The sequence below is a fragment of the Dactylosporangium sp. NPDC049742 genome, from assembly GCF_040674675.1.
GTDB classification, from domain to species: Bacteria; Actinomycetota; Actinomycetes; order Mycobacteriales; family Micromonosporaceae; genus Dactylosporangium; species Dactylosporangium maewongense.
In genome coordinates this window covers 403592-424800 of sequence record NZ_JBFANF010000001.1, presented here as the reverse complement: position 1 = coordinate 424800, position 21209 = coordinate 403592, and the positions used below count along the sequence as shown (strand labels likewise).

At 70.9% G+C, this 21209-nt stretch carries 17 protein-coding genes; 6 read left to right on the top strand and 11 right to left on the bottom strand.

Annotation, left to right across the window (positions count from 1 at the left end):
- The first annotated feature begins 227 nt into the window (after positions 1–227).
- The 4 genes from AB0J72_RS01930 to AB0J72_RS01915 all read left to right on the top strand — a co-directional run bounded on the left by AB0J72_RS01930 (position 228) and on the right by AB0J72_RS01915 (position 4636).
- On the top strand, positions 228–1211 hold the full coding sequence (locus tag AB0J72_RS01930) for a ParA family protein (RefSeq protein WP_344508616.1): 984 nt from the start codon (positions 228–230) through the stop codon (positions 1209–1211).
- Positions 1208–2254, top strand: coding sequence for a ParB/RepB/Spo0J family partition protein (locus tag AB0J72_RS01925; protein WP_363393414.1), 1047 nt, complete (start codon positions 1208–1210; stop codon positions 2252–2254). Before AB0J72_RS01930 ends, AB0J72_RS01925 begins: the two co-directional genes overlap by 4 nt.
- A 666-nt stretch (positions 2255–2920) precedes the next feature.
- Complete coding sequence (locus AB0J72_RS01920; protein WP_363393932.1) at positions 2921–3808, top strand: hypothetical protein; 888 nt, start codon at positions 2921–2923, stop codon at positions 3806–3808.
- A 150-nt stretch (positions 3809–3958) separates the two neighbouring features.
- Positions 3959–4636 (top strand): GNAT family N-acetyltransferase, encoded by a 678-nt coding sequence (locus tag AB0J72_RS01915; RefSeq protein ID WP_344508509.1) that lies wholly within the window; start codon positions 3959–3961, stop codon positions 4634–4636.
- A 160-nt stretch (positions 4637–4796) separates the two neighbouring features.
- On the opposite strand, the gene AB0J72_RS01910 is transcribed toward AB0J72_RS01915, so the two are convergent.
- The 7 genes from AB0J72_RS01910 to murJ form a co-directional block, all read right to left on the bottom strand.
- Complete coding sequence (locus AB0J72_RS01910; RefSeq protein ID WP_363393412.1) at positions 4797–5954, bottom strand: N-acetylmuramoyl-L-alanine amidase; 1158 nt, start codon at positions 5952–5954, stop codon at positions 4797–4799.
- A gap of 136 nt (positions 5955–6090) precedes the next feature.
- Positions 6091–6426 carry a thioredoxin gene (gene trxA / locus AB0J72_RS01905; protein ID WP_033359929.1) on the bottom strand — a complete coding sequence of 112 codons (336 nt, stop codon included), beginning with the start codon at positions 6424–6426 and terminating at the stop codon, positions 6091–6093.
- Positions 6427–6472: 46 nt separating this feature from the next.
- Positions 6473–7399 carry a thioredoxin-disulfide reductase gene (trxB, locus tag AB0J72_RS01900; protein ID WP_354889675.1) on the bottom strand — a complete coding sequence of 309 codons (927 nt, stop codon included), beginning with the start codon at positions 7397–7399 and terminating at the stop codon, positions 6473–6475.
- 99 nt (positions 7400–7498) lie between these two features.
- Positions 7499–8407 (bottom strand): hypothetical protein, encoded by a 909-nt coding sequence (locus AB0J72_RS01895; protein ID WP_363393409.1) that lies wholly within the window; start codon positions 8405–8407, stop codon positions 7499–7501.
- Positions 8404–9036 (bottom strand): RNA polymerase sigma factor SigM, encoded by a 633-nt coding sequence (gene sigM, locus AB0J72_RS01890; protein ID WP_363393407.1) that lies wholly within the window; start codon positions 9034–9036, stop codon positions 8404–8406. The genes AB0J72_RS01895 and sigM overlap by 4 nt, the downstream gene beginning before the upstream one ends.
- 37 nt (positions 9037–9073) lie before the next feature.
- Positions 9074–10609: a protein kinase family protein gene (locus tag AB0J72_RS01885; protein WP_363393405.1), complete on the bottom strand. Its 1536-nt coding sequence runs from the start codon at positions 10607–10609 to the stop codon at positions 9074–9076.
- Between the two features lie 388 nt (positions 10610–10997).
- Positions 10998–12809, bottom strand: a complete 1812-nt coding sequence (gene murJ / locus AB0J72_RS01880) for a murein biosynthesis integral membrane protein MurJ (protein ID WP_363393403.1) — start codon at positions 12807–12809, stop codon at positions 10998–11000.
- A 286-nt stretch (positions 12810–13095) separates the two neighbouring features.
- On the opposite strand from murJ, the gene AB0J72_RS01875 reads away from it, so the two are divergent.
- Entirely contained in the window at positions 13096–14493 is a 1398-nt protein-coding gene (locus AB0J72_RS01875) for a CCA tRNA nucleotidyltransferase (RefSeq protein ID WP_363393401.1), read from the top strand.
- On the opposite strand, the gene AB0J72_RS01870 is transcribed toward AB0J72_RS01875, so the two are convergent.
- Both AB0J72_RS01870 and AB0J72_RS01865 read right to left on the bottom strand, forming a co-directional pair.
- Positions 14480–15646: a peptidylprolyl isomerase gene (locus AB0J72_RS01870; protein ID WP_363393399.1), complete on the bottom strand. Its 1167-nt coding sequence runs from the start codon at positions 15644–15646 to the stop codon at positions 14480–14482. The genes AB0J72_RS01875 and AB0J72_RS01870 overlap by 14 nt on opposite strands.
- A gap of 233 nt (positions 15647–15879) precedes the next feature.
- Positions 15880–17019 (bottom strand): glycosyltransferase, encoded by a 1140-nt coding sequence (locus tag AB0J72_RS01865; RefSeq protein WP_363393397.1) that lies wholly within the window; start codon positions 17017–17019, stop codon positions 15880–15882.
- Positions 17020–17240: 221 nt separating this feature from the next.
- Between AB0J72_RS01865 and AB0J72_RS01860 the strand changes: the two genes are divergently transcribed.
- Complete coding sequence (locus AB0J72_RS01860; protein ID WP_363393395.1) at positions 17241–18167, top strand: hypothetical protein; 927 nt, start codon at positions 17241–17243, stop codon at positions 18165–18167.
- Here AB0J72_RS01860 and AB0J72_RS01855 read toward each other — a convergent pair.
- Entirely contained in the window at positions 18159–19526 is a 1368-nt protein-coding gene (locus AB0J72_RS01855) for an MFS transporter (RefSeq protein WP_363393393.1), read from the bottom strand. The two genes, AB0J72_RS01860 and AB0J72_RS01855, sit on opposite strands and share 9 nt — an antisense overlap.
- Positions 19527–19655: 129 nt before the next feature.
- Complete coding sequence (locus AB0J72_RS01850; protein WP_363393391.1) at positions 19656–21182, bottom strand: SPFH domain-containing protein; 1527 nt, start codon at positions 21180–21182, stop codon at positions 19656–19658.
- Positions 21183–21209: the final 27 nt, after the last annotated feature.

Genomic DNA, 21209 nt, shown 5'->3' with positions numbered 1-21209 from the left:
AGGAAATCGAGGGTTGGGGGGTTCGCCCGCCGGCGCGGCCAGTGCCCCAGCCACGGGTCGACAACCCAGCCGAAACGACACGCGGCACCACGGTGGACTTTCGCGGCAGTGGCCCAGTCGATCGCGCATCTACCGGTACTGTTTACGGCCGGGGCGGAAAACCGGTCGTGCCCAGAGCCGATTCACAATCCGCTGCAGACGAAGCGAAAGCCGAGACGAGAGCAGATATGAGGTCCGAGCGACGGAGCAGTCCGTCCCCCCGGCCACACCCGTCCGTCGTCACCGCGGATACCGAGGGCGCCATGACAGACGCGTATGTTTCACGTGAAACCGAAGACCCCCCGCTGGCTCAGGAGGCAAAGCGCGCCGTGGAGATCCTCAACCCGAGCGGGGAGATCACGATGCCCCGTCCGCCACGGCGGCGCACGATGTGTGTGGCGAACCAGAAGGGCGGCGTGGGAAAGACCACCACGGCGGTCAACATCGCCGTCGCCCTGGCGCTGCACGGCAACCGCGTCCTGGTGATCGACCTCGACCCGCAGGGCAACGCCTCCACCGGTCTGAACGTCCCCCACCACTCCGGTGTGCCGGACGTCTACGACTGCCTGATCGACGGCGCGCCGCTCGACGCGGTGACCCAGCAGGTCGAGGGCATCCCGAACCTGTGGGCCGTGCCCGCGACGATCGACCTCGCCGGCGCCGAGATCGAGCTGGTCTCGGTCGTCGCCCGCGAGTCGCGCCTCAAGCGGGCGATCGAGGCCGGCGGGAGCAACTACGACTACATCTTCATCGACTGCCCTCCGTCGCTCGGCCTGCTGACGGTCAACGCGCTCGTCGCGGCCGAAGAGGTCCTGATCCCGATCCAGTGCGAGTACTACGCCCTGGAAGGCGTGCAGGCCCTCACGAACAACATCGAGCTTGTGCGGTCGCACCTGAACCCGAAGCTCGACATCTCGACGGTGCTGTTGACGATGTACGACCGGCGGACCCGCCTCGCGGACCTCGTCGAGCAGGACGTCCGGAACCACTTCGGCGAGAAGTGTCTGAACGCGGTCATCCCCCGCAACGTTCGCGTGTCCGAGGCGCCGAGCTACAGCCAGTCCGTGATGACGTACGATCCGGGCTCCCGCGGTGCGGTGAGCTACTTCGAGGCGGCGCAGGAAATCGCGCTGCGCGGTGCGCACGATGCGCAGGTTGGAGGAGTGGCATGAAGTCGAACCGACGTGGAGGTCTCGGACGGGGGCTCGGCGCCCTCATCCCCACCGCCGCGCCGGCAGCCGAGAGCGCGACGGGCGGCACCGCCACCGCGCTGGCGACTCCCCCGGCCGAGACCGACGCTCCGACCAACGGTGTGACCGCCGCCGACTCCTCGGTGGAGCAGCTCGCTCCGGTGCCGGGCGCGCGGTTCGCCGAGATCTCGGTGACGTCGATCGTGCCGAACCCGAAGCAGCCCCGGCAGGTCTTCGACGACGATGCGATCGAGGAGCTGAAGACCTCGATCCAGGAGGTCGGCTTCCTGCAGCCGATCGTCGTCCGCGAGCTCACCGAGCCGATCGAGTCGGACGACGAGTCGGGCGCGCAGAAGAAGTACGAACTCGTGATGGGCGAGCGTCGCTGGCGCGCGGCCCAGGCGCTCGGCAAGGAAGCGATCCCGGCGATCGTCCGCGAGACCCGCGACGACGCGATGCTCCGCGACGCGCTCCTCGAGAACATCCACCGCGCCAACCTCAACCCGCTGGAAGAGGCGGCCGCGTATCAGCAACTCCTCGAGGAGTTCGGCGCGACCCACGAGGAACTGGCGCGGCGCATCGGCCGGAGCCGTCCTCAGATCTCGAACACGATCCGCCTCCTGAACCTGCCCGCTCAGGTACAGCGTCGCGTGGCCGCCGGCGTGCTGTCCGCCGGGCACGCCCGCGCGCTCCTCGGACTCGACAACTCCGAGGAGCAGGAGACGCTCGCGCACCGGATCGTCGCGGAGGGTCTGTCGGTCCGGGCGACCGAGGAGATGGTCTCGCTCGCGGTGTCGGAGGGAGCCACGGCGAAGAAGGCGGCGCCGCAGCGGCGGGCCAAGCCACACGCGCCGGCGTTGTCGGACCTCGCCGACCGGCTGTCGGACCGGTTCGACACGCGGGTGAAGGTCGACATCGGCCAGCGCAAGGGACGGATCACGATCGAGTTTGCGACCGTGGACGACCTGGAGCGCATCGTCGGCATCATCGGTGTCGACCAGCGAGGCCAGCAGCGGGAGCAGTAGCACTGAGATTCTCGGCCGCGGCGATGTTCGCGGTGAACGATCCGGCCGGCGGTCCGGGCAGCTGCAGAACGAGCAGCGGCCCGGACCGCGGTGTATCCGGGCGAAGTCCGGCCGGAAGACCGAGGCGGTTTGAGATGTCGCGGCGGTCGCGGCATCGGGGCGAGGCTTCGAGCTGGAACGTGCGGCCGCTGCCTGATGTCGGTGGGGTTCGGTTCGCGGTCGCTCTCCCGCCTGCATGTGGTCGCGGCGATCGGGCGCGTCTACGGAACGGTCACGTTCGACCGGTGGGCCGTCGTGGGTCGGTCGGGTGGGCGAGGGGCGCGCTGATCGTGGCACCGCTTGGCGGTGTGTCTGAATGACTCGCGAAGGGCGCCGTTGGAGCGGCCAGGTACGGGCGTCGGGCTGGCGCTAGTCGTACAAACGCCGAAAACGCCAATCAGAACGGCTGGGGGCGAAATCTTGGGGCGTTTGGTTTCCGCCTCAGGATCGTTCTGGGGGAACTTTATCCACAGGGGTTATCCACAGGCTCACCGTTTCACGTGAAACCGCGTGGTAGAGGGCTTAGGTGCCTGTGGACGAAGGTCCCTGGGGTGCACTGTCCACAGGGTGCGGACAGCAGGGTTGCGATTGGGCTAGGGTCGGCTCGTGTCCGAGACGCCATCGCAGCTGCCCTCGTTTACCTACTGGCCCACGTTCCCGTTCGAGGGTGACCTCCGGGTGAAGCGTCTGCTCGACCCGGTGCCGATCGAGCCGCCGCGGCATGGGGACAACCCGGCGGAGTGCCGGGCGTGCGGGGCGCCGGACGAGGCGTACATCTGGGTGAGTGACCGGTGGCGGGTGCGCAGCCTCGACCGGCCGACCGGGCTGCCGGCCGTGCTGATCCTCGAGTCACGGTCGCACCTCGACCTCGGCGATCTGCCCAACATGCTCGCCGCCGAGCTCGGCGTGATGACGGTGCGGCTGGAGCGGGCGATCCGGTCGCTCGACGGGGTGGCGCGCGTCCACGTGAACCGGTGGGGCGACGGCGCCGCGCACCTGCACCTGTGGTTCCTCGCGCGACCGTATGGGCGGCTGCAGCTGCAGGGGACGTTCCTCGCGCTGTGGGACGACATCCTGCCGCCGATCCCGGAAGACCAGTGGCGGGAGAATCTGGCGCTGGTCGCCGCCTGGCTCGCGGAGTTCGGCGGGCGACCCCTCGCCGAGCCGCCGCGGATCAACTGGACGGCGCCGGCGCGGTTCCGCGAGGAGGCGGCGCTCGGAGACGCGGGGATTCACGTGGACCCGCCGGAGCCGGCGGCGGCGAGCGAGCCTTCTGTCGGCGGTGGCGGCGTCGGTACGGCCGGCAGCACCACAACGCCCGCAGCCGGCGCAACGGCTACCGGTCCAGCGGTGCCAGGCCCGGAAGCGCCTGGCACGGCAACGGGGCCCGGCGCGTCCGGCGTGGCAGCGGGGCCGGGCGCGGCAACGGGGGCGGGTGCAGCAGGGGCGGGGGCGTCTTCCCAAGGAGGAGACGCGGCGCCGGTGCTGGACAAGAAGGAGCCAGACACCCCGTGACCTGGTCGCGGCGCACGGTGCCGCTGAGGCACATGAGCCGCGGGGGCGGCGCCGACTGAGGAACTCTCGCCGGATGACTCCCGCGGCCCGTGATCGGTGCGTACCATCATGACGGTTGACCGTAAGTAAGCAGCGCGCGGAGATGGGCCAATGTCGCGACGTCTCGTGAGTTTGACGCTCGACACCCTCGAGGATCTGCCTCGATCGTGCCGTGCCTGCGTCTTCTGGGAACTCGACCCGGTAGCCGCCGACAGAGCCTGCGCCAACGGCGACCCAGGCCTCGAAAAAGAGGCCTGGGTGTCGCAGACGCTGCTCGAGTGGGGCTCCTGCGGCAAGCTGGTGTATGTCGACGGGATGCCGGCGGGGTTCGTGATGTTCGCTCCCCCGGCGTACGTGCCGCGGTCGATGGCGTTCCCGACCTCGCCGGTGTCACCCGACGCGGTGCTGCTGATGACCGCGCACGTGGTGCAGCCGTTCGCCGACGGCGGGCTGGGGCGGATGCTCGTCCAGGGCGTCGCGCGGGACCTGACGAAGCGCGGCGTGAAGGCGATCGAGGCGTTCGGCGACGCGAAGTTCGGCGAGGTCGACGAGGCCGGTCGCAACGAGCAGGGCTGCCTCGCGCCGGCGGACTTCTTCACCTCGATCGGGTTCAAGACCGTGCGACCGCACCCCCGCTACCCGCGGCTGCGGCTGGAGCTGCGCACCGCGCTGTCGTGGAAGTCGGACGTCGAGTATGCGCTGGAGAAGCTGCTCGGCTCGATGAGCCCCGAGTCGCTGCTCCGCCCGGTGCTGCCGGTGCGGCCGGCGACCCGCACCATGCAGCCCTGAAGACCGGGCCCCGGCCCTGAAGACCGGGATGCGGCCCTGAAGGGCCGGGGCGCGCAGCCCTGAGACGCCCGGACCATGCAGCCCGGAAGGGCCGTGCAAGACGAACAGTGCCTCCCGGCCTGAACGGCGGCTTGGGAGGCACTGGCAGGGGCGGGAAGCCTCAGACGGCGTTGTTGGTCAGCGCCCGCAGCAGGCTGACGTCGATGGAGCCCGTCGGCACGTCGATCTCGACCGGCAGGTACATGCGCTGCACCGCGGCCATCATCGCCTCGACGACCCGCTCGCGGAACGCCGGGTCGATGAGCCGCTCGCGGTCGGTCGGCGACGTCAGGTAGCCCACGTCCACCCGGACGGCGGGCATCCGGCTGAGGCGCAGCAGCTCCCACGTCTTCGCGTGCGTCTGGCAGTCGCGGAGCCCGGTCCGGACGACGATCTCGCGCTGCACGAGCTTGGCGAGCCGCTCGCCGACGATCGACGTCGGGCCGGAGACGGTGCCGTAGTGGTAGGTGGCGACGCCTTCGGCCTCGGGGTTGCGGTAGCCGTCGAGGTGGATCGAGATGAGAAGGTCGGCGCCGAGCTCGTTGGCCAGCTGGACCCGGTCACGGTCACTGAGAGCCGCTGTGGGCTGCGGACCCCTGGTGAGGTTCACCCGCATGCCCGCGGCCGCCAGACGGCCTTCCAGACGGGCTGCGAGGTCATATACGAGGTCCGCCTCCGCCCACCGGAGCGGACCGTCGGGGACTACGTGCCCGGTGTCGGGTCCGCCGTGGCCCGGGTCGATGACGATGCGCTTGCCGAGCAGGGTCGGGCCGGAGGCGCGGAAGGCCTCCGCCTCGCGGAGCAGCTGCGGGCGGCCGCCGATCACCTTGCGGCCGAGGCGGCGCAGCGCACCGACCGTGGCCGGCCCGCACTCGCCGTCGGGCCGCAGGCCGACCTCGCGCTGGAACTGCGCGACGGCGTGCGCCGTGCGGCTGCCGTAGATCCCGTCGGCGCGCCCAGGGTTGAAGCCCATCTCCAGCAGGCGCTCCTGCAGCTGACGGACGTCGTCGCCGATGTACGGGTCGCCGACGGTGTGGAACAGCGCCCGCTGCCCCAGCCGCCACCGCGCCGCGTCGAGGGACCGCCACGTCTCATCGCCGACTGCACCGTCGACCGTCAGGCCGTGGCTCTGCTGGAACGCGCGGACCGCGTGTTCGGTGGCCTCGTCGAACTCGGGATCGGTCTGCGGTGCGGTGTCAGCCAGCAGATCCAGCACGACAAGAATGCTGCGGATCTCGGCGACCGCCGCTCCCCGCGCCCCGCGCCGGATTGCCCGCATGTGGTCCTCCTGAAAAAGCCAGCGAATGCACCGCAGCGTACCGCCCACGGCACGGGGACGCGTCATCACGCGGCCTTTGACGAAAACGCGCCCCGCCTTACCTGAAGGCGGGGCGCATCAATGCTTGTGGCTGGCCTCAGGCTGGCTCGAGCGCCGACTCGATGAGACGCACCAGGGCGCTCTTCGGGCTTGCGCCGACGACCGACCGGAAAGGCTCGCCGTCCTTGAACACGGTGAGTGTCGGAACGGACAGCACCTGGTAGGCGCGGGCCGTCTCCGGGTTGCTGTCGATGTCGACCTTGACGATCTTCACCTTGTCGGCGAGGTCGCCCACGGCGATCTCGTTGAGCATCGTCTCGATCTTCCGGCACGGCTGGCACCACTCAGCCCAGAAGTCCACCAAAACCGGAATATCGGATTTGAGGACGTCAGCCTCGAAGGTCTTGTCGCTGACCGGCTGGATGGCTCCCATGCGCACTCCTCTACCTGTTGTGAAACTGTCGTGCTCCGCGTTTGAGTTACAGCGTGGCGATGTAGCGCTCGGCGTCGAGAGCCGCCGCGCAACCGGTGCCCGAGGCGGTGATCGCCTGCCGGTAGGTGTGGTCGACCAGGTCACCGGCGGCGAACACGCCCTCGATGTTGGTGCGGGTGCTCGGCGACGCCACCTTCACGTAGCCGGCGTCGTCCAGCTCGACCTGGCCGCGGAACAGCTCGCTGCGCGGGTCGTGGCCGATCGCCACGAACACGCCGGCCACCTCGAGGTCGGTCTCCTCGCCGGTGTTGACGTCCTGCACGCGCAGGCCGCCGACGCGGCCGCCGCGGTCGAGGACCTCGGTCACCACACTGTTCCACCGGACCTGGATCTTCTCGTTGGCCAGCGCGCGCTCCGCCATGATCTTGCTGGCACGGAACGACTCGCGCCGGTGCACGATCGTCACCGACTTGGCGAACCGGGTGAGGAACGTCGCCTCCTCCATCGCCGAGTCACCGCCGCCGACGACCACGATGTCCTCGTTACGGAAGAAGAAACCATCACAGGTGGCACAGGACGACACACCCCGCCCGAGCAGCTCCTGCTCCCCCGGGACGGAGAGCGGGCGCCAGGCGGAGCCGGTCGACAGGATGACGGCGCGGGCCTGGTATTCGGTCTCGCCGACCCACACGCTCTTCACGGGGCCTTCCAGGGCCACGCGGGTCGCGTCGTCGGTGACGAACTCGGCCCCGAAGTGCTCGGCCTGCTTGCGCATGTTGTCCATGAGCTCCGGGCCGAGGATGCCGTCGGGAAAACCGGGGAAGTTCTCCACCTCGGTGGTCGTCATCAGTGCGCCACCGGACGTGACGCCTTCGATCACCAGCGGCTTGAGGTTGGCCCGGGCCGCATAGACGGCAGCCGTATACCCGGCGGGGCCGGACCCCACGATGATCAGGTTGCGGACCTCGTCCACGGTCGACTCCTCGAGTTAAGCCTGTGCCCAGCAAAACGTCATCCTACGAACCGATGATTCCCGTTGTGGGGTGACGCGTGTGCCACATCACCACTACGGTCAGACAGTGCCGCGGTAAAGCTCGTCGGCGATCGCACCGCCGATGCCGCAGTCCGGCCCGACCGCGATGACCAGCCGCTTGCCGGCCCCGACCCGCGTGCCGTCGACGATGACGACCAGCGCCGGCTTCCCCTCGAACCGGGCGTAGTCGACCACTGCCACCTGACCACCGTATTCCCCGACCACGGCATTGAGGCAGGCGGCCCTGGCCACCGGGTCCGTGAGCCGCTGCAACGCCTCGGGCACGCCGGACGGCGGCTTCGCCGACTTGGCCACGTCGGTGCTGCGGCTGCCCTCGACGTCGGGCACCATCGCGGCGGACGGCGCGCTCTGGGCCAGCTGGCCGACCGTGCCGGGCCCGTAGTCCTGGCCGGATGCCACGAGGGCGGCGTCGGAGCGGGCGGACGCCCTGGTGCCGCCCGAGCTCGAAGCGGGCCCGGCCTGCGGCGCCGCGCCGTTGTTCCGGCCGCCGTCGGCCGCGGACATGCCCGGGCTGTTGGTGACGGTCTGCTCGCTCACGACCAGGCTCACGCCGACCCCGCCGCAGATCAGCACCGCGGCGGCCGTCGCCAGCCCGACCGCCCACCGCTGCCGCCGATGCCGGCGCGCCTCACGGGCCCGGGCGAGGTCGAGCACCGGCGCGTCCGAGGCCGGTGCGACCACCGCGGCCTGCAGTGCGGCATTCAGCCTGTGCTCGACGTCCGGCGGCACGGCCGGCGTCTCGGCGCCCAGCGCGGTCAGCTCGTCCCGGACGGCCACCTCGGCGGTGACGAGGGCCGCATACGCCTCGGCCCAGCTCGCGTCGGTGCTGACCCGGCGGCGCACGTCGTCCGCCTCGGGGGTGCCGTCCAGCGCGCCACCGACGAAGTCGGCGAGCAGGTCGAAGTCGGCGTCGGAGAACATCGTCACGAGCCGCCCTCCTTCCTGATCGCCGCGGCTCCAGTCGCTGTCTCAGCGCTGCTCGGTGATGGGACGCCGCCGGTGCCGACCGGGTTCCGCAGGTGGCCGAGCATCACAGCGAGGCGGGCCCGCCCGCGCGCGCACCTGCTCTTGATGGTGCCCTCCGCGACGCCCAGGATCACGGCCGCCTCGGCCACGGAGTATCCCTGCACGTCGACGAGCACGAGCGCCGAGCGCTGGTCGACGGCCAGCTGCTGCAGCGCGTGCTGCACGTCCATGGCCGTGTCGCGGTCGGCCGCCGGGGCGGGTGTGACGTCCGTCTCGGGCAGCGGCACGGTCGGCCGCGACTGCCGGCGCCGGATCCGGTCCAGGCAGGCGTTGACCACGATGCGGTGCAGCCACGTCGTGACGGCCGAGTCGCCCCGGAAGTTGCCGGCCGCCCGGAACGCGGACAGCAGCGCGTCCTGGAGCGCGTCAGCGGCCTCCTCACGGTCGCCCAGGGTCCGCAGGGCGACCGCCCACAGCCGGTCGCGGTGCCGCCTGACGATCTCGGCGAACGCGTACGGATCGCCCGCGGCGTGGGCATGCAGAAGCGCGGTGTCATCCGGCGTCTGACGCACGCCCGGCTCCGCCTCCACGGCTGGCACCTTATCGACCGCGAGCGGCTTGTGGGGACTACTGGACTCGAACGGTTATCTCGGCGATGGCAACTCGATAACCGTTGCCGCTGCTTTCCTTGGGCAGCTTCGTGATCCAGACGAGCAGGTAGCGCGTCGGCTGCGCCGGACCCACGTACAGGTTGGTCGGGTCCATCGCGGCCTTCGCCGTGTTCTCGACCACCTTGTACTGGTCGACGGTCTGCTGGTCCTGTGTGGCGCCGCTGCCGAAGTCGGTGGTGCCGGTGCGCAGCTCACCGCTGGCCCCCGGGGTGGCGAGCTTGACCTCAACGGACACGATCTGCCTCGCCTCGCCGAGGTCGAGCCAGACGCCCATGCCGTCTTTCTTGCCACCGAAGTCGGCCTTCGGGTATCGCTCCGTGCGCCAGGTCGTCTCGGTGTTGCCGTCGATCGTCTTCTCGGCGTCCTTGACCTCGGACCGGTTGCCCTTCGGGTCGATGATCCGGACCTGGGACGACTTGAGCGTCAGCACCGTCGGCTGGCCGGCCGGCGGCTTCGCCTGCTGCGGCGCGCTGCTGCCCGCCGCAGAGGGTGGCGCCTCACCGGGCGTCGCCGGGTCGCCGAGGACCTTCGCCGCGGCGAGCGTGCCGGCCAGCGCCAGCACGAGCAGGCCCACGACGCCCACGGCCAGCTTCCGCCCCGCGGGCTTCGGCGGCGCGGTGGACTGCGACGCGGCGTCGAACGCCTCGAAGTCGAGCTGCTCGCCGCCGCGCTCTGCGCCGCCCTCGGCCAGGTCGCTCTCGTCGAACTGCCCGAACGAGGCGAGCTCCCCGGCGAGCGACTCCGCCGACGGCAGCGGCAGGTCAGGGTTGAGCAGGTCCATCACCAGCGAGTCGAGATGCGTCGGCACGCCGGCCCGCACCTGCCGCGGCGCCGCCAGCGAGCCGGAGCTGTCCCGCACGCCGTCCGGCACCGAATAGGTGCCGGCCTCGCGATGCGGCCAGTAGCCCGTCAGCGCGCAGTAGAGCACCGCGCCGATGGCCCGGATGTCCGTCTCGGGGGTCGCCAGGTCGTCGGCCCGCGCGTCGGTCAGCACGACCCGTCCGTCGTGCGCGACGAGCACCGTGCCGGGGTGCACGTTGCCGTGCGCCATCCCCGTCCCGTGCAGCGACGCCACGGCGTCCGTGACGGCCCACGCGATCGCCACCGACCGCCCCGCGTCCAGCGGGCCCGACGCCACGATCTCGCGCAGCGCGATCCCGTCGACCCACTCCCGGACCACATAGGCCCGGTTGCCCTCGTCGATCGCGTCATAGACGCCGACCAGGTGCGGGTGGACGATCCGGCTGGCGGCAACGGCCGCGCCCAGCATCTCCTTGGCGCTCTCCCCACCGGGGTAGCGCAGGACGACCGCCACCGGCCGCCGCAGGATCACGTCGATCCCGCGATACAGCTGACGGCCCAATGAGTCGTTGCCGATGTGCTCTTCGAGCTGGTATCGCTCGGCAAGGATTTCACCGACGGATGGGGTGCCGAAGGTCAGGACCTGCGGAATTCCTCCCGAGGCCTCCAGCCCTTCGTCGAGCTCAGCCACCCGTCCTCCCTTCCGATTCGTGTGCTCACCTGGGGCGTCCGTCGTAACGCGAGTCGCAGTCACTAAGCCTAAGCGCTCCGGCGGGGCGTCGAGGTTGACCTTACCGGTCAGGTCTAAGGGTTCCGACACGTCATCTTCTCCGGACCACCCATGGCGATGCCAATTGATCACCCATGCCTGGACATAGCGGTCATATACCTTTCACCCGTCTTCCGCCGGCTCGCCCCGTCTCGCGACCCGCCCATCGGCGGGAACGAGCGCGACTCGACGGACTCGGCAGCGAGGCTCGCCGGGCCGCCCGCCGCTGCGACCTTCCGCACAACTCCGCGCGGTGGCGTCCGGAGGCACAGCAGGCAGGGCACCGCCCCGGGGAATCGGCTGGGGACGGTCATCGGCCCAGCTTGCCCTTGATCAGGCCGGCGAACTGACGGACCTCGGGCACGCGGAGGGCCAGGGCGGTCGCCGCGTAGGCGGCCAGCAGGACGGCGCAGCCCACGAGGAGCTGCACGAAACTGGTGACCTTGCCCGGGTCGAGGACCTTGCCGATGACCCAGGAGACGGCGAGGGCGAGGACACCGCCGACGGCCGCGGCGGCCGCGAGCCGGCCCAGGGTGTCGGCGACCTTCGCCAGGCCGAGCCGGCCCAGGCGGGTGCGCAGCAGCCAGTAGCCCATCACCAGGGCCGCGACGAACGACAGCGCCGTGCCCACCATCAGCGAGGCCGTCACGGCCGCGATCGGCAGGACGAAGTAGAAGGCGACGTCCAGCAGCAGCCGGACGGCCACGCCGCCGATGTTGACCAGGGCGGGCGTGCGCGTGTCGCGCATCGCGTAGAAGACGCTGGTCTGCATCTGGCTCAGCGCGAACGGCAGCAGGCCCAGCCCCGCCGCGCTCACCACCCAGCCGGTCGCGAGGGCGGTGTCGTAGTCATACTGCCCCCAGTTGAACAGCGTGACGGCGAGCGGCTGGCCCAGCACCAGGTAGATGGCGGCGGCCGGGATGAGGATCACCGACGCCAGCCGGGTGCCCTGGGAGAGCTGGTCGGTGACGTCGCCGAACCTGCCGTCCGCCGCGGCGGACGAGATGCGCGGCATCAGCGCGGTGATCACGGAGACCGCGACGATGCCATGGGCCATCATGAAGATCAGGAACGCGTTGTTGAAGATCGCGGGGCCGTCGCCGCCGCGCAGGGAGTTGTTCTTCGCGAGCACCATCACGACCGTGATGCCGATCTGGTTGACCCCGACGTAGAGCAGCATCCAGGTGCCGAGGCGGGCCAGCTCGCGCAGGTTGAGCTTGCCGAAGTCGAAGCGCCACTTCCAGCGGAAGCCCGTCTTGCGCATCGCCGGCCACAGGCCCAGCGACTGGATCACGATGCCGAGCGTGGTGCCGATGCCGAGCACCAGGACCTGCGGCAGCGTGATCGACTCGGGCGTCGGCAGGTTGGGGCCGGGCAGCAGCACGAAGATGCCGGCCGTGGCGATGATCACGAAATTGTTGAGGATCGGTGTCCACATGGGGGCGGCGAAGTGCCCCCGCACGTTGAGGATCGCGGCGAAGATGCCCGCCAGCCCGTAGAAGAAGATCTCGGGCAGCAGCAGATAGGCCAGCAGCGTGATCAGGTCGCGGTCGGTCGCCGTGACCCGGTCGTTGCCCACCGTGTAGACCGCGGTGAGCAGCGGCGCGGCCAGGACCACCACCAGCGTCGCCGCGCCGAGCGCGACCACCGCCAGGGTCAGCAGGCGCTGCGCATAGGCCTCGCCCCGGTCGGGCTCCTGCTTGCGCGCCCGCACGAGCGTCGGGATCAGCACGCTGGCCAGGACGCCGCCGAGCAGGAGCTCGTAGATTTGATTGGGCAGGTTGTTGGCCAGCGTGTAGTCGTCGCCCACGGCGAAACCGCCGATGGCGGCCGAGATCGCCGCGGCCCGCAGGAAGCCGGTGGCGCGGCTCACCAGGCTCAGGATCGCCATGGTGCTGCTGTTGCGCACGACCGTGCCGGTGCTCTCGTCGTCGCCCGGACCCTGCGGTGGCTCCGACTCCTCGACCAGGGGGGCCTCGGGTCGCGCGGTGACCAGCGGCAGACTGACCGTTGGCGCGTTCGCGGGATCCACGGGCTCAGGCGCCCGGTGAGCGCCCTCGGTCACCGGCCGCAGCACTGCCGTCGGCTCGTTGCTCCAGCGCCCGTCGTCTGCCGGGTCCATCCGCCACACCCCAACTCGGCCGTGCTTCCGCTCGCAGCACAGACCATAGTGGCACCCCCTGACATGTCCACCGCCCGACCGAGGAGCCGACAAATCACGCGACCGGTCGCCGACACGGCGACTACCCTCGGTGTCCGCTCCTTGCCCACCGCACATGCCCTCGCGATAGGCTCACCGACCGATGTCCGAAACCACACGAACCGACGCCGCTCGGGCCGAAGCCGCACGGGCCGATGCCGCGCGCGCCGGGAGCACCCGCGCCCTCACCGACGCCCAGCGTCGTGCCGTGCACGAGCTGATGCGCGTCTCCCCCGTCGCCGACGAGCTCGGCCGCCGGTTCGCTGCGGCAGGGCACGAGCTGCACCTCGTCGGCGGTTCGGTGCGTGACGCGCTCCTCGGGCGCCTCGGCGACGACCTGGACTTCACCACCGATGCCCGGCCCGAGGAGACGCTGCGGATCATCGACGGCTGGGCCGAGGCGGTGTGGACGACCGGCCAGGAGTTCGGCACGATCGGGCTCGCCCGCAAGGGCCTGCGCATCGAGGTCACCACGTTCCGCGCCGACGCCTACGACCGCGTCAGCCGCAACCCGATCGTCCAGTACGGCGACAACCTGGTCGACGACCTGCGCCGCCGCGACTTCGCCGTCAACGCGATGGCCGTCTCGGTGCCGGGGCACGAGTTCACCGACCCGTACGGCGGCCTCACCGACCTCGCCGAGCGTGTCCTGCGCACGCCGGGCGCCCCGGAGGAGTCGTTCGCCGACGATCCGCTGCGGATGCTGCGGGCCGCACGGTTCGCCGCGCAGCTGCAGTTCACCGTCGCGCCCGAGGTGCGGGCGGCGATGACCGCCATGGCCGGCGACCTCGCCCGGATCACGGCCGAACGGATCCGCGACGAGTTCGTCAAGCTCATGTGCGGCGCCGACCCGATCACGGGCCTGCGGCTGCTGGTCGACACCGGCCTGGCCGAGACGTTCCTGCCGGAGGTGACCGGTCTCAAGCTGGAGATCGACGAGCACGCCCAGCACAAGGACGTCTACGAGCACACCTTGATCGTCGTGCGCAACGCCATCGGCCACGAGAGCGACGGCCCGGACTTCACGCTGCGCATGGCCGCCCTGATGCACGACGTCGGCAAGCCGGCGACCAAGGCGGTCGGCCCGGACGGCGGCGTCAGCTTCCACCACCACGAGGTCGTGGGCGCGCGGCTGACCAAGCAGCGGATGAAGGCGCTCAAGTTCCCCAAGGACGTGATCTCGGACGTCTCCGAGCTGGTCATGCTGCATCTGCGCTTCTACGGGTACGGCCGAGGCGAGTGGACCGACTCGGCGGTGCGCCGCTACGTGACCGACGCCGGGCCGCTGCTGTCGCGCCTGCACAGCCTGACCCGGTCGGACGTGACGACCCGCAACCGGCGCAAGGCGGCGCAGCTCGCGGCCGACTACGACGCGCTGGAGGCCCGGATCGCCCGGATCGCCGCCGAGGAGGACCTGGCCCGCGTCCGGCCCGACCTCGACGGAAACGCGATCATGGAACTGCTCGGGGTGCCGCCCGGCCCGCTCGTGGGTCGAGCCTGGCGGCACCTCAAAGAGCTGCGGCTGGAGCGCGGTCCGCTCGACCGGGACGAGGCCGAGGCCGAGCTGCTGCGCTGGGCTGCCGCCGAGGGCCTCACGAAACCCTGATCTCCGTGATCTTCACGGCCAGCTTCGGCGCGCCGTCGGCACCCCCCATGGTGGTGCCGGCGGCGGCGATCCGGTCCAGCAGGTCCAGACCGCTCGTCACCTGGCCGAACACGGAGTAGTCCGGCGGGATGGCACTGTCCTTGTAGACGATGAAGAACTGCGAACCGTTCGTGCCCGGCCCGGCGTTCGCCATGGCGAGCGTGCCCCGCGGGTACGGTGGCAGCGCCGTCGGCAGGTTCTCCTCGCCGAACTGGTAGCCGGGCGTGCCGGTCCCCGTGCCGCCCGGGTCGCCGCACTGCAGCACCCATAGCCCCTCGGTCGTGAGCCGGTGGCAGGGGGTGTCGCTGTAGAAGTCGTCCCGGGACAGGTGGACGAACGAGTTGACCGTGCAGGGCGCCCGGTCGGCGTACAGCTGGATCCCGATCGCACCGAGGTTGGTCTCCAGCGTGGCGTTCGGCTTGCCGGTCAGCGTCGCGCGCGGCGCGGGCGTGGCCACCAGGCGGGGCTCGCCGCCGCCGCGGTCCGCGGGCGAGTACGTGCACGTCACGCCCGCACCGGGAGCCGACGGGGAGGCCGCGCCGTTCGGTCCGGCCGCCGCGGGACCGCGACTCGTGCCGTCGCCGGCGCTCGGCGCGCTCTGGGCGCCCGTCTCGGCCGTCGACGCCGCCACGGAGACGACCGGACCGGCGGTGGTGTCGACCGAGTCGTTGGCCCGCACGTACAGCAGGACGGTGGCGGCACCGCTCAGGATCAGCAGCGCGGCGGCCCCGCCGACGACGGGAATGACCCAGCGCCGCCGCTTGCGCTGCCCGGGCGGACCACCAGAGCCAGAGCCAGGGCCAAGGCCAGGGCCAGGGCCGGAACCGGCCGGTCCAGCGGCGGGCCCGGCGGGACCGGGCGGCTGCTGATCAAAGGAGGGGCCGCGGGAAGCGCCATAGGCGGACTCGCCCGGCGGATGGAAGTCCGGCACGTCATCGGCGGTGTACGCCGGCCGCAGCCACGCGGGAAGGGTCGGGTCCGGCGCCGACGGCGGCAACGGCTCGGCGCGCTCCTGCGGCCGCGGCGCACCGGGCCGCGGCGGCTCGTAGTCCGGCACCTCGTGCTCGGACGACGGCTGATGGGCGGCCGACGCCAGGGACGGGAACCCGTACACGGGCTCCCGGTACTCGTACTCCTCGTAAGCATCGGGATCGTGCGCGCGGGACGGCAGCGACGGCCGCGCCGGCGGACCCGACTCCAGCTCGAACCGGCGTGGACCACGAGGGTCCTGAGCGCCGCGTGGGTCGCGAGCGCCTCGAGGGTCGTGCCCGGAATCGGGATCCGGCGGCGAAGCGGACAAAGGTGGTGGAGGTGATGACATTATGTGATCATACGATTACAAACGGTTCAAAGCGGCAGGGCTACCGCCAACGCCTTCGCCCGTTCCGCCCACGAGTGCTGCTCGGCGAACGCCTGCCGCCGGGCCACCAGCGCCGGGTCGTGCGCCTCGGCCGCCGCCTCCCGTACCGCGGCAACCACCGTCTTCGGAGTGCCGGCGATCCGCACGAGGGGGGTGTCGAGCCAGTGCACCGCAGGCAGGTCGGTGCTCACGGGCGGCTTCCCGGCAGCGAGGTACTCCAGCGTCTTGAGCGGGAACGACGCCCGGTTGAAGGGCGTGTCACGGTACGGCGTGACGCCGACGTCGATGTGCCGCAGGAACGTCGGCAGCGACTCGAACGGCTGCCGCCCGACCCAGACGACGTTGGGCCGCTCGGTCAGCGCCGGGAAGCGGTCCGGCTCCCAGCGGGCGTCGTGCGGCCCGACCAGCAGCAGCGACACGCCGTCGTCAGCCAGGGCGGCGAGCAGCTCGAAGTCGGTGCGGTCGGAGAACTGGCCGATCACCCCCGCCACGGGCCCGGCGAGCGGCTTCGGGAGCTCGGCCGGCTCGCCCGGGGTCCGGTACGCCGAGGTCTGCACGCCGTTCGGGATCAGCTCGACGCGCTTGGCGCCCAATCCCGTCCAGCGCTCCGCCAGTACCGTGGAAACCGCCACGACCAGGTCGGCGTTGTCCAACTGGCGCCGCTCGTCCTCGGCGACCCGCGCCGCGTCGTGCCCCATGAGCTCCGCGCCGGCGACATAGTCGTCGGTGCCGTAGAGCACCTTGGCCACCCCGGGACCCCAGCTGCGCAGGACGTCGACGAGGTTGCACGCCATCACCGCGGCCGGCCGGCGGTCGAGCTTGCGCAGCGCCCAGCGGGTCTGCGAGCGGATCAGCGCCGCGGTGCTGACCTTGATGTAGGGGCGGGTGTGCAGCGGCAGCACCCGCGGCGTCAGCCGCGTCACACCGTCGGACACCTGACGGATCTGTGGGGAGACGCCCAGGCGGGAGGCGCCGTAACGGTATCGGTCCGGAGTCGCCGCAGAGATCGGCGGATCGACCCAGAGAATGTCAGCATGTGAGGTGAGCGCCGAGGCGAGCAGCCGGTCAGAGCCGGTCACCCCGTCCCACGACGTTCCGGCGAAGACGACGACCAGCGGCTGAGGCACGGCTCACATTCTTCCGGAGGACTCCTGGCAGGTTCAACGCTGTCAGAACTCTGACCCCGGTTGGGTCGTGCATGTGGCGATTCAGCCGGTTCTGCACGTAGACCCGGTCAGCTACCGTCGCTACACGTTCCCCCCTTTTCGGCCGCACCACGGTTGTGGGCCCGGCCACCCCTGAAAAAACTCTGGAGGCAGACATGCAGCCGTGTCCTACCTGCGGCGGCATGGGCATTGATACGAACGGTTACTGCACGCAGTGCCGCACCTATCGAGGCGTCCCGCAGGCGCCGCAACCGCCGGTGAGCGGCTCGCCCTACGGTGGCGACCCGTACAGCGGCGCGCCCTATGCCGGCTACCAAAGCAACGGACCCTCGTTCCCCGACCAGCAGGTCAGCGGGCCGGGCTATCCGAGCCAGCCGGGCTACCCCGGCCAGGTCAGCGGTCAGCCGGCCTACCCCAGCCAGGTCAGCGGGCCGCCGGCGTTCCCGCCGACCACCTACGGCGGCCAGTACGGCGCGTCGCCGACCCCGCCGCGGCGCAACAAGTTCATGATGCCGCTGATCGCGCTGTCCGGCGTGGTCGTGGTCCTCGTGATCGCGATCGTCGCCGTGGTCGCCCTGCGCAAGGACGACGACCCGAAGAACGTCGCCGACCCGGGCAAGACCACCTCCGCCGGTGCGAGCGCCGGGGCGAGCGCCAAGCCGAGCGCGGCGATCGACACCTGCCTCATCGGCAGCTGGACGACGACCAGCTACAGCCAGGTAGCGCCGATGGATGGCGTCGAGGGCGGACTCAAGCTCACGCTGGACAAGAACGGCTCGAAGCTGAAGTTCGACGCCGACGGCAACTACACCGAGACCTACGAGAACAGCATCTACAAGGCCAACCCGACGGTCTCCGGCACGCAGATCGCGGTGACGGTCACGGTCAACGCGACCGTCACCGCGACGGTGCACACCACCAGCGGCAGCATCGTGTACGAGAACCCGAAGGCCACCGGCAAGTTGGTGACGTCCATTCCGGCCACCGGCGCCAACGAGGAGACCGCGTTCGAGCCCGACGACACGCCGAGCAAGTACACGTGCAGCGGCAACAGCCTGTCGTTCTCGAACCTGACGACCCAGGTGCAGGCGAAGAAGACCTCAAGCTAAAGACGTGAGGCGCTTCCCGCCGGGTTGTGCGATGTCGTCGCCGACCCGGCGGGCCCACCGGCCGCCGAGCACCGCGTAGCCCACGGCGGTCAGCATGTAGCAGATCGCCACCCCGCTGAGCACCACCGCCGACTGGCCGGTGTAGGGCAGGGTCAGCGCGCCGATGTACATGCCGGCGACCAGCATGATGTTGAACGCGGTGTCGTTGATGCTGAACACCCGCCCGCGGAAATCGTCGGCGCACTCGTGCTGCAGTGACGTGTCGGTGACGATCTTGATCGCCTGGGCCGCGAGGCTGGTGACGAACACCGCCCCGAGCAGCAGCACCGGGTCGAAGGGCAGCCCGAAGCCGAGGATCGCCGCGCCCGTTGCCGCCAGCACGACCGTCACCCAGCGCCAGCCGCCCATCCGGCGGGCCACCGGCGGGGTCACGAAGGACGCCAGCAGCATCCCGACGCCGCCTGCGGCGAAGGCGTTGGCGATGGTACCGAAGGAGTCGCTGACCTCGCTGCCGGTGTTGAACACGGAGCGGAACAGCAGCAGGCAGGCCAGTAGGACCACGCCGTACAGCAGCCGGAACATCGCCTGCACCAGGACGAGATAGGCGGCGCCGCGCTTCGCCGCGAGGTGACGGACCCCGGCGACGGTGCCGCGGTTGACCTCGTCGACCGCCTGCCGGATCGAGCTCTTGGTCTGCTGCGCGGCGTCGGGCCCCAGCTCGTCGGCGGCGAACGACGACCGGCCGATCAGCGCGGACGCCAGGTAGAACGCGGCCGCCATCGAGGCGACCAGCGCATAGCCGTGGAACGACGTGGCCAGCACCGTCTTGATCAGCGTCGCGCCGACGCCGATGCCGAGGGAGAAGCTGAGCGAGCCGAGGGTCGCGGCGAACGAGTTGGCGGTCACCAGCATGTGGTCGTCGACGACGTGCGGGGTCGCCGCGGACAGCCCGGCCAGGAAGAACCGGTTCAACCCGGTGACCACGAGCGCCAGCAGGAACGGCACCGGCGACTCGTGCCCCTGCCAGATGTACAGCGCGATCGGCAGCACCAGGACGGCGCGCAGCAGGTTGGCCCGCAGGATGATCGTGCGCCGCCGCCACCGGTCGAGGAACACCCCGACATACGGCCCGATCAGCGAATACGGCAGCAGGAGGACGGCGAAGCCGGCGGCGATGGCCATGCCGCCGGCGCGCTGCTCCGGGTTGAACAACACCGTGCCGGCCAGCGCGCCCTGAAACAGGCCGTCGCCGATCTGCGCCACCATCCGCACGCCGAGCAGGCGGCGGAAGCCACGTTGCCGCAGGACCGCCCGTACGAAGTGGGACTGTGGATGGGCAGCTGCGGTGGCGGTGGACACGCCAAAAGCCTACGGCTCGTTCAGGCCTTTGGCGGCTTGACCGCACCTCGGCCGTGGGCAGGCCCGCGGTCGGCGGGCTCACCCACGGCGTCGGCGCATCGACGGCGGCTCGGCCGTCGATGGGGTCTGTCAGGCCTGCCGGGGCTTCGGCGCCTCGACCGCGGCGCGGCCGTTGGCGGGCTCGTCCGCGACCATGCCGCTGAGGCGACCGAGCAGTTTCGCCAGGTCGATGCCGGTCAGGTCGGTGCTGAGCTGCAGACCCTGGGCGACGTTGCCGGCGACCGACTTCGTCAGCGACGACGCGCCGTCGGTGGAGATGACGGTCATCTTGTCGATGTTGGCCATCGGCTCGCTGGCGGCCTTGACCACCTCCGGCATCACCCGCACCAGCAGGTCCAGGATCGCGGCCTCGCCGTACGCGGCGAACGCGTCCGCCTTGAGCTTCATCGCCTCGGCCTCGGCCTGGCCACGGGCCAGGATCGCCGACGCCTCGGCGGAACCCTCCCGCTCCAGCGCCTCGGCGATCGCGACGCGCCGGCGCTGCTCCGCCTCACCTTCCTTGGCGCCCTCGATCGCGTTGGCCTCGGCGAGCGCGGCCCGGCGGGACCGCTCGCCCTCACCGGTGAGGCGGGCCTGCTCGGCGGAGCCCTGCGCCGCGGCGATGACGGACTGCCGCTGCGCGTCGGCCTTGAAGATCGCGGCGTTCTTCGCCGCCTCCGCCTCCTGCTCCACCCGGTAGCGCTCGGCGTCGGCCGGCTTGCGGACCTCGGTGTCGAGCTGGCGCTGCTTGAGCTCGGCGTTGCGCTCGGCGACCTTCTGCTGCTCGGCCAGGATGACCTGCTCGCGCTCGGCCTGGGCGAGGGGGCCGGCCGCGGCGGAACGAGCCTTCGCGGCGTCGATCTCCGCCTGGATGGAGGCCTGCTTGAGCGCCAGGTTGCGGTTGGCCTCGGCGATGGCCTCCTCCGCCTTGAGCCGCTCCGACTCGGCCGCCTGGCGGGCGTGCGCCTCGGCGATCGCGGCGTCCCGCAGCACGCGGGCGGCCTCCGGCCGGCCGAGGTCCTTCAGGTAGGACCCGTCGGCGAGGATGTCCTGGAGCTGGAACGTGTCGAGCACCAGACCCTGGTTGGTCAGCGAGTGCTCCGCCTCCTCGGCGACCGCGCTGGCGAACGCGGTCCGGTCCCGGATGATCTCCTCGATGGTGAGCCGGCCGACGATCGAGCGCAGCGCGCCGGCGAGCACCTCGCTGGTGAACAGGTCGATGCCCTGCTGCTGGTTGAGGAACCGCTGGGCGGCGGCGCGGATCGCGTCCTCGGTGCCGCCGACCTTGACGATCGCGACGCCCTGCAGGTTGGCGCGGATGCCCTGCTTGCTGACCGCGCCGGTGATCTCGACGTGGATGCGGCGGCTGGACAGGTCCAGGACCTGCAGCTTCTGCACGATCGGCACCACGAACACCGAGGCGCCCATGACGACCTTCTGCCCGGACAGGTCGGTGGAGCGTGACCCGTCGAGCCCCTGCACCGACTTGCCCTTGCGGCCGGTGATGATGAATGCCTCGTTGGAGCCGGCGACCTTGATCCGCGCGACGATGAACAGCATGAGGAAGAGGATCAGCAGCACGCCGCCGCCGATCGCGATGAGCAGGACCGTATTCATATGTACGTCCCTTCTTGAAAAGGGTTT